Here is a 7,990-nt window from a genome sequence, read left to right on the forward strand (position 1 = left end):
CGCTACAGGTTCGTTGGCCGCACTCGCCCACCCCAGTCACATAGTGAACTATGCTCCTGAGGATGTGCTCGCTTGCCGCCTTCCTGTAACACGAAATCCTTTGGGGGAGGGTTTTTATATTTCCCTCCCGCTCAGGGGAGGGGTAGGGATAGGATTTGTAGGCCCGATAAGCAGCGCGCCATCGGGCATTTCACGGTTATGGTTATGATGGCATCGCGATGGCCTGCTTCTCTTCGAGCAGTTTCTCAACGACGCCTGGATCGGCGAGGGTTGAGGTATCGCCCAGATTGCTGGTATCGCCCGCCGCGATTTTGCGCAGAATGCGGCGCATAATTTTGCCGGAGCGGGTTTTCGGCAGTGAATCGGTCCAGTGCAGCACATCTGGCGTTGCCAGCGGGCCAATTTCTTTACGTACCCAGTTGCGAACTTCGGCATACAACTCAGGCGACGGTTCTTCGCCGTGATTCAGCGTGACGTAGGCGTAGATCGCCTGGCCTTTAATATTATGCGGAATACCGACCACCGCGGCTTCGGCAATCTTCGGATGCGACACCAGCGCCGATTCGATTTCTGCCGTGCCCAGACGGTGGCCAGAGACGTTCAGTACATCGTCCACACGTCCGGTGATCCAGTAATAACCATCTTCATCACGGCGTGCGCCGTCGCCGCTGAAGTACATATTTTTGAAGGTAGAGAAGTAGGTCTGTTCAAAACGTTCATGATCGCCAAACAGCGTTCTCGCCTGGCCTGGCCACGAGTCAATAATCACCAGGTTGCCTTCGGTTGCGCCTTCCAGCGGATTACCTTCGTTATCGACAATCGCAGGCTGCACGCCAAAGAACGGACGGGTAGCGGAACCGGCTTTCAGCTCGGTGGCGCCCGGCAGCGGGGTGATCATGAATCCACCGGTTTCGGTCTGCCACCAAGTATCGACGACCGGACATTTTTCGTTGCCGATCTTCTTCCAGTACCACTCCCACGCTTCCGGGTTGATTGGCTCGCCAACGGAACCCAGGATGCGCAGCGACGAACGGTCAGTACCTTCAATCGCTTTATCGCCTTCTGCCATCAGAGCGCGGATGGCGGTCGGCGCGGTATACAGAATATTGACCTGGTGCTTATCCACAACCTGCGCCATACGCGCCGGGGTAGGCCAGTTGGGCACGCCTTCGAACATCAGCGTGGTTGCGCCGCAGGCCAGCGGACCGTACAGCAGGTAGCTGTGTCCGGTTACCCAACCCACGTCAGCGGTACACCAATAGATATCGCCCTGATGGTAGTCAAACACGTACTTAAAGGTGGTTGCGGCGTAGACCAGATATCCGCCGGTGGTGTGCAGCACGCCCTTCGGCTTGCCGGTTGACCCGGAGGTGTACAGGATAAACAGCGGATCTTCGGCATTCATCTCTTCCGGCTGATGTTCCGGGCTGGCTTTCTCAATAATATCGGACCACCACAGGTCACGACCTTCCTGCCATTCCGTTTTTCCACCGGTACGTTTGAGAACGATAACGTGTTCGACGCTTTTCACGTTCGGGTTTTTCAGCGCATCATCGACGTTCTTTTTCAACGGGATAGCGCGTCCGGCGCGTACGCCTTCATCGGCGGTGATCACCAGGCGAGAATTGGAGTCGATGATACGTCCGGCGACGGCTTCCGGGGAGAAACCACCGAAGATGACCGAATGCACCGCGCCAATACGGGCGCAGGCCAGCATGGCGACCGCCGCTTCCGGCACCATCGGCATATATATGGCCACCACATCACCTTTTTTAATGCCTAAATCCAGTAACGTATTGGCAAAACGACAGACATCGCGATGCAGCTCGCGGTAGGTAATATGTTTGCTTTGGCTGGCGTCGTCGCCTTCCCAGATGATGGCGGTACGATCGCCATTTGCCTGCAGGTGACGGTCAAGGCAGTTCGCCGCCAGGTTTAGCGTGCCATCCTCATACCATTTAATAGAGACGTTGCCTGGCGCAAACGAGGTGTTCTTCACTTGGCTGTACGGCTTGATCCAATTAAGAATCTTTCCCTGCTCGCCCCAAAATGTGTCGGGTTCGTTAACAGATTGCTGGTACTTCGCTTCGTACTGCTCCGGATTTATCAGGCAACGATCCGCAATGTTTGCGGGAATAGCGTGTTTATGTATTTGGCTCATGGCTTTTGTTCTCCTTGTAGGATGTTAATAATATGTCGCATAAACGTTAAATGTAGGGGCTTTGCGAGTTTTGTTTAGTATTTGGGCGGCAGATCACGCAATAAACGAATTGTGCAAATTAGCGACAAACTGAATTTTGAAGAGAACTAGCAAAAATTGATTAATTCTCGCGATAACATGGAGTTATCTGAGAATTGTTGAAAAGGTGATCTGTCTCAGAATTAAACAAAAGAGTGAGCGGTTTGAGGGGGTAACTAACTCTAAAGTGGTATTTTACATACACTTACAATTGATTAAAGACAACATTTTCAGTGTGGTTTCTTGTTACAAATTGGGGGGAGCAATGTCATGACAGTATTCGTGTGGTTGCTGTTATGGAAAACAATAAAAGAACCGCCATTGCAGATAATGGCGTCATCTGGATGAGACCCCTATGGCAAGGACAAAATCACGCGTACGCCGTTTCTTCAGCCTGTTATTACCTTTATTATTTATCTCTGCTGTTCACGCTGAACAAACTCCTGTACCCGCAAAGACCGTCACCGTTGAAGCGAAGAATGAAACCTTCGCCCCTCAGCATCCCGATCAATACCTCTCCTGGAAAGCCACGTCTGAGCAATCAGCCCGTGAAGATGCGCTGGCAGAAGATCCGCGTCTGGTGATCCTGTGGGCGGGATATCCATTCTCGCGCGATTACAACAAACCGCGCGGGCACGCGTATGCGGTGACCGATGTACGTGAAACCTTACGTACCGGCGCACCTAAAACGGCAGAAGACGGCCCGCTGCCGATGGCTTGCTGGAGCTGTAAAAGCCCGGACGTGGCGCGTCTGATCCAGAAAGACGGTGAAGATGGTTACTTCCACGGTAAATGGGCGCGCGGCGGTCCGGAAATTGTTAACAATCTCGGTTGTGCAGATTGCCATAACACCGCGTCGCCGGACTTCGCCAAAGGCAAGCCTGAGCTGACGCTGTCGCGTCCTTACGCTGAGCGCGCGATGGAAGCTATCGGCAAACCGTTTGAGAAAGCCGGTCGCTTTGATCAGCAATCCATGGTCTGCGGCCAGTGCCACGTGGAGTACTACTTCGACGGTAAGAACAAAGCCGTTAAGTTCCCGTGGGATGAGGGCATGAAAGTCGAGAACATGGAGAAATACTACGACACCATCGCCTTCTCTGACTGGACTAACTCTCTGTCCAAAACCCCGATGCTGAAAGCGCAGCACCCGGAATATGAAACCTGGAGCGCGGGCATTCACGGTAAGAACAACGTGACCTGTATCGACTGCCACATGCCGAAAGTGCAAAACGCGGAAGGTAAGATCTATACCGATCACAAGATTGGTAATCCGTTCGATAACTTCGCCCAGACCTGTGCGAACTGCCATACCCAGGACAAAGTGTCCCTGCAAAAAGTGGTCGCCGAGCGTAAACAGGCCATTCATGACCTGAAAATCAAGGTTGAAGATCAACTGGTACATGCGCACTTCGAAGCGAAAGCCGCATGGGATGCGGGTGCGACCGAAGCGGAAATGAAGCCGATTCTGGAAGATATCCGTCACGCACAATGGCGCTGGGACCTGTCTATCGCCTCACACGGTATTCACATGCATGCGCCGGAAGAAGGTCTGCGGATGCTGGGTAGCGCAATGGATAAAGCCGCCGACGCACGTACCAAACTGGTTCGTCTGCTGGCGACCAAAGGCATCACGCATGAAATCCCGTTACCGGATATCTCTACCAAAGAGAAAGCCCAGGCGGCGATTGGTCTGAACATGCAGCAAATCAATGCTGAGAAGCAGGACTTCATCAAAACGGTGATTCCGCAGTGGGAAGAGCAGGCGCGTAAAAACGGTCTGTTAAGCCAATAACCCCATTTCGCCCCGTAAGGGGCGGATAACTCAACGGAGTGAATATGAGCGTATTACGTTCGTTATTAACTGCTGGGGTGCTGGCGTCAGGCCTGTTCTGGAGCCTGAGTGGAATCACTGCCACGCCAACGCCGCAGGAGTCGGATCAACGCTGGACGGTTACTCAGCAGCGTAATCCGGATGCTGCCTGTCTGGATTGTCACAAGCCGGATACCGAAGGCATGCATGGTAAACATGCGCAAGTCATTAACCCGAACAACAAACTGCCGGTCACCTGCACCAACTGTCACGGCCAGCCGTCACCGAACCACCGCGAAGGGGTGAAGGATGTGATGCGCTTTAATGAGCCAATGTACAATGTGGAGCAGCAGAACAGCGTCTGTATGTCCTGTCACCTGCCTGAGCAGTTGCAAAAAGCGTTCTGGCCGCACGATGTCCACGTCACAAAAGTGGCGTGCGCCAGCTGTCACTCACTGCATCCGAAGCAAGACACGATGCAGACGCTAAGCGATAAAGGACGGATCAAGATTTGCGTCGATTGCCACAGCGATCAGCGTAACAATCCGAACTTTAACCCGGCGTCGGTTCCGTTGCTTAAGGAGCATCCATGAGTTGCTCTCGTCGCCAGTTTATCACCGGCGTCGGCGCGCTGGTGGCAGTGAGCGGGACGGCGGGACGCGTTGTGGCGAAGACGCTGAATATCAACGGCGTGCGTTACGGAATGGTACACGATGAGTCATTATGCATCGGCTGCACGGCCTGCATGGATGCTTGTCGGGAAGTCAACAATGTACCGGAAGGCGTATCGCGTCTGACGATTATTCGCAGCGAGCCGCAGGGGACGTTTCCTGATGTGAAATATCGCTTTTTCCGCCACTCGTGCCAGCATTGCGACCATGCCCCCTGCGTTGACGTCTGCCCGACGGGGGCATCGTATCGCGATGCCGCCAATGGCATTGTGGATGTGAACCCTGATCTTTGCGTTGGCTGTCAGTACTGTATCGCCGCGTGTCCTTATCGCGTGCGCTTTATCCATCCGGTGAGCAAAACGGCGGATAAATGCGATTTCTGCCGGAAAACCAACCTGAAAGCGGGCAAACAGCCCGCCTGCGTTGAGTCATGCCCGACGAAGGCGCTGACGTTTGGTAATCTGGACGATCCCAACAGCGATATCTCCCGTTTGTTGCAGCAGAAAACCACCTACCGTTACAAACTGGCGCTGGGCACAAAACCGAAGGTCTACCGCGTTCCCTTTAAATATGGGGAGGTGAGCCAATGACACCCGCTTCTGCATTTCATTTTGAATCACTGGTGTGGGACTGGCCCATCGCCATCTATCTGTTCCTGATTGGCATCTCCGCCGGACTGGTTACGTTGGCGATTCTGCTGCGTCGCTTCCATCCTGAGGCGGGCGGTTCGGACAGCACGCTGCTGCGCACCACGCTGGTGTTAGGGCCGGGGGCGATTATCTTCGGTCTGCTGATTCTGGTATTCCACCTGACGCGGCCATGGACCTTCTGGAAACTGATGTTCCACTACAGCTTCACCTCGGTGATGTCGATGGGGGTCATGCTGTTCCAGTTGTATATGGTGGTGCTGGTGCTGTGGCTGGCAAAAATCTTTGAAAAAGAGGTGATTGCCCTGCAACAACGCTGGCTGCCGCGGTTAGGGATCGTGCAGAAAGCGCTGACGCTGATAACGCCGTTTCATCGTGCGCTGGAGACGTTAATGCTGGTGCTGGCGGTTCTGCTTGGGGCGTACACCGGTTTTTTGCTCTCGGCGCTGAAGTCCTACCCATTCCTGAATAACCCGATCCTGCCGGTACTGTTCCTGTTCTCCGGGATCTCCTCCGGCGCGGCGGTGGCGCTGATCGCCATGGCGTTACGCCATCGTAGCAATCCGCACAGCACTGAAGCGCACTTTGTGCATCGCATGGAGGTCCCGGTGGTATGGCTGGAGATCTTCCTGCTGGCGGCGTTCTTCGTCGGTCTGGCGCTGGGCGATGACGGCAAAATGCGCGCGCTGGCGGCGGCGCTGGGCGGCGGATTCTGGACCTGGTGGTTTTGGCTTGGCGTAGCTGGGCTTGGGCTGATACTGCCGATGCTGCTAAAACCCTGGGCCAACCGCAGTTTGACGTTTCATGGCGTGCTGGCAGTCTGCGGCGCCAGCCTGACCGGCGTACTGCTGCTGCGCTTTTTCATTCTCTATGCGGGTCAGCTAACCGTTGCGTAAGGTGATATCTGGACGTTCTCCTTCCTGAAGCCGGTTTTCTGGCACTGTTATTAAGCCTCGGGGTCAACGTGTTGACCCCGCTTGCCGTGCTGGTGGGTGTCCGCCAGCGCTGGCAGGGCGTGATGCGCCTGGCAAGCGTGGGCGTATGGACGCAGTTTGCGCTGCTGCTGCTGGCTTTTGCCATTCTGGTATTCTGCTTTCTGACCAGCGACTTTTCGGTGGTCTATGTTGCTCAGCACAGCTACAGCCTGCTGCCGTGGGGATTAAAACTGGCGGCGGTTTGGGGCGGCCATGAAGGGTCGCTGCTGTTGTGGGTGCTGTTTCTTTCCGGCTGGAGCGCGCTGTTCGCTCTGTGCTATCGGCGTGATTCTGATCCACTGTTTCCGCTGACGCTCAGCGTCCTGTCAATGGTGACGGCCCTGTTGCTGCTGTTTGTGGTGGTCTGGTCCGATCCCTTCGTGCGTATTTTCCCGCCAGCTATAGAAGGACGGGACCTTAACCCGATGCTGCAACATCTTGGGTTAATCCTCCACCCGCCGCTGCTGTACCTGGGTTACGGTGGTTTGATGGTAGCCGCGGGCGTGGCGCTGGCCTCACTGCTGCGCGGTGACTTTAACGCGCAGAGCGCCTGGGTGTGCTGGCGCTGGGCGTTGCCCGGCTGGTGCGCGCTGACGCTGGGGATAATCCTCGGTTCCTGGTGGGCCTACTGCGAGCTGGGCTGGGGGGGGTGGTGGTTCTGGGACCCGGTCGAAAATGCCTCCTTATTACCTTGGCTCTCCGCCAGCGCGTTGCTGCATAGCCTGTTTGTCACGCGTCAGCGTGGGATCTTCCTCCACTGGTCGCTGCTGCTGGCGATCGTCACGCTGATCTTATCGCTGCTGGGGACGCTGATTGTGCGTTCCGGCATTCTTGTTTCGGTACATGCCTTTGCGTTGGATAACGTGCGCGCCGCGCCGCTGTTTGCGCTGTTTAGCGTATTGAGCCTGGCGTCGCTGGGGTTGTACGCCTGGCGAGGCCAGCAAATTCGCCAGAATGCGCGTTTTGGCGGCTGGTCGCGCGAGATGCTGATTCTGGTCGCGCTATTACTTTTTTGCGCGGTGCTACTGATTGTGCTGATTGGCACGCTCTATCCGATGATTTACGGGTTATTCGGCTGGGGACGGCTCTCCGTTGGCGCGCCGTACTTTAACCGCGCCACGCTGCCGTTTGGGCTGCTGATGCTGCTGGTTATCGTGCTGGCAACGATCAGAAGCCGCAAAGTCTCTTTGCGTTGTCAGCTTCCGGCACTGCTGGCGCATGCCGGGGTATTGGTATTTGCGGCTGGGATCGTTTTTTCCAGCGGTAGTCGTCAGGAGATAAGCCTGAATCTGAGCCCCGGGCAGCAGGTCGCGCTTGCGGGCTACATTTTCCGTTTTGAGCGTCTCGACCTGGAAGCCAAAGGCAACTACACCAGTGAAAAAGCGCTGATCACGTTGTGGCAAAATGAGCAGCGTATCGGTAGCCTGCAGCCCGAAAGGCGCTTCTATGCCGCGCGTCGTCAACAGATGATGGAGCCGGGTATCCGCTGGAATCTGATGCATGACTGGTACGCGGTGATGGGCGAAAAAACCGGACCGGACCGTTACGCCATGCGCTTATACGTGCAGTCTGGCGTGCGTTGGATCTGGGGAGGGGGATTGTTGATGGTGTTTGGCGCGCTGCTGAGCGCATGGCGAGGGAGGAAGTAT

At 55.5% G+C, this 7,990-nt stretch carries 6 protein-coding genes; 5 read left to right on the forward strand and 1 reads right to left on the reverse strand.

Features of this window, described 5'->3' with window-relative positions; all coding sequences use genetic code 11:
• Positions 1-202 precede the first annotated feature (202 nt).
• A complete protein-coding gene (acs, locus tag JSN25_RS07080; protein WP_204525560.1) occupies positions 203-2,161 on the reverse strand; it encodes an acetate--CoA ligase in 1,959 nt (652 codons plus the stop codon).
• Positions 2,162-2,594: 433 nt separating this feature from the next.
• Here acs and nrfA point away from each other — a divergent pair, with 433 nt between their 5' ends.
• From nrfA to JSN25_RS07105, 5 genes are all read left to right on the forward strand, one after another.
• Positions 2,595-4,031 carry an ammonia-forming nitrite reductase cytochrome c552 subunit gene (nrfA, locus tag JSN25_RS07085; RefSeq protein WP_150344509.1) on the forward strand — a complete coding sequence of 479 codons (1,437 nt, stop codon included), beginning with the start codon at positions 2,595-2,597 and terminating at the stop codon, positions 4,029-4,031.
• 44 nt (positions 4,032-4,075) lie between these two features.
• Entirely contained in the window at positions 4,076-4,642 is a 567-nt protein-coding gene (gene nrfB / locus JSN25_RS07090; RefSeq protein WP_038636307.1) for a cytochrome c nitrite reductase pentaheme subunit, read from the forward strand.
• Positions 4,639-5,310 (forward strand): cytochrome c nitrite reductase Fe-S protein, encoded by a 672-nt coding sequence (gene nrfC / locus JSN25_RS07095; RefSeq protein WP_038636309.1) that lies wholly within the window; start codon positions 4,639-4,641, stop codon positions 5,308-5,310. Before nrfB ends, nrfC begins: the two co-directional genes overlap by 4 nt.
• Positions 5,307-6,263, forward strand: a complete 957-nt coding sequence (gene nrfD / locus JSN25_RS07100; protein ID WP_160956212.1) for a cytochrome c nitrite reductase subunit NrfD — start codon at positions 5,307-5,309, stop codon at positions 6,261-6,263. Before nrfC ends, nrfD begins: the two co-directional genes overlap by 4 nt.
• Before the next feature lie 8 nt (positions 6,264-6,271).
• On the forward strand, positions 6,272-7,990 hold a 1,719-nt coding region (locus JSN25_RS07105; RefSeq protein ID WP_204525715.1), incomplete at its 3' end, for a heme lyase CcmF/NrfE family subunit.

The sequence above is a fragment of the Citrobacter cronae genome, assembly GCF_016893685.1.
Lineage (GTDB): Bacteria > Pseudomonadota > Gammaproteobacteria > Enterobacterales > Enterobacteriaceae > Citrobacter > Citrobacter werkmanii.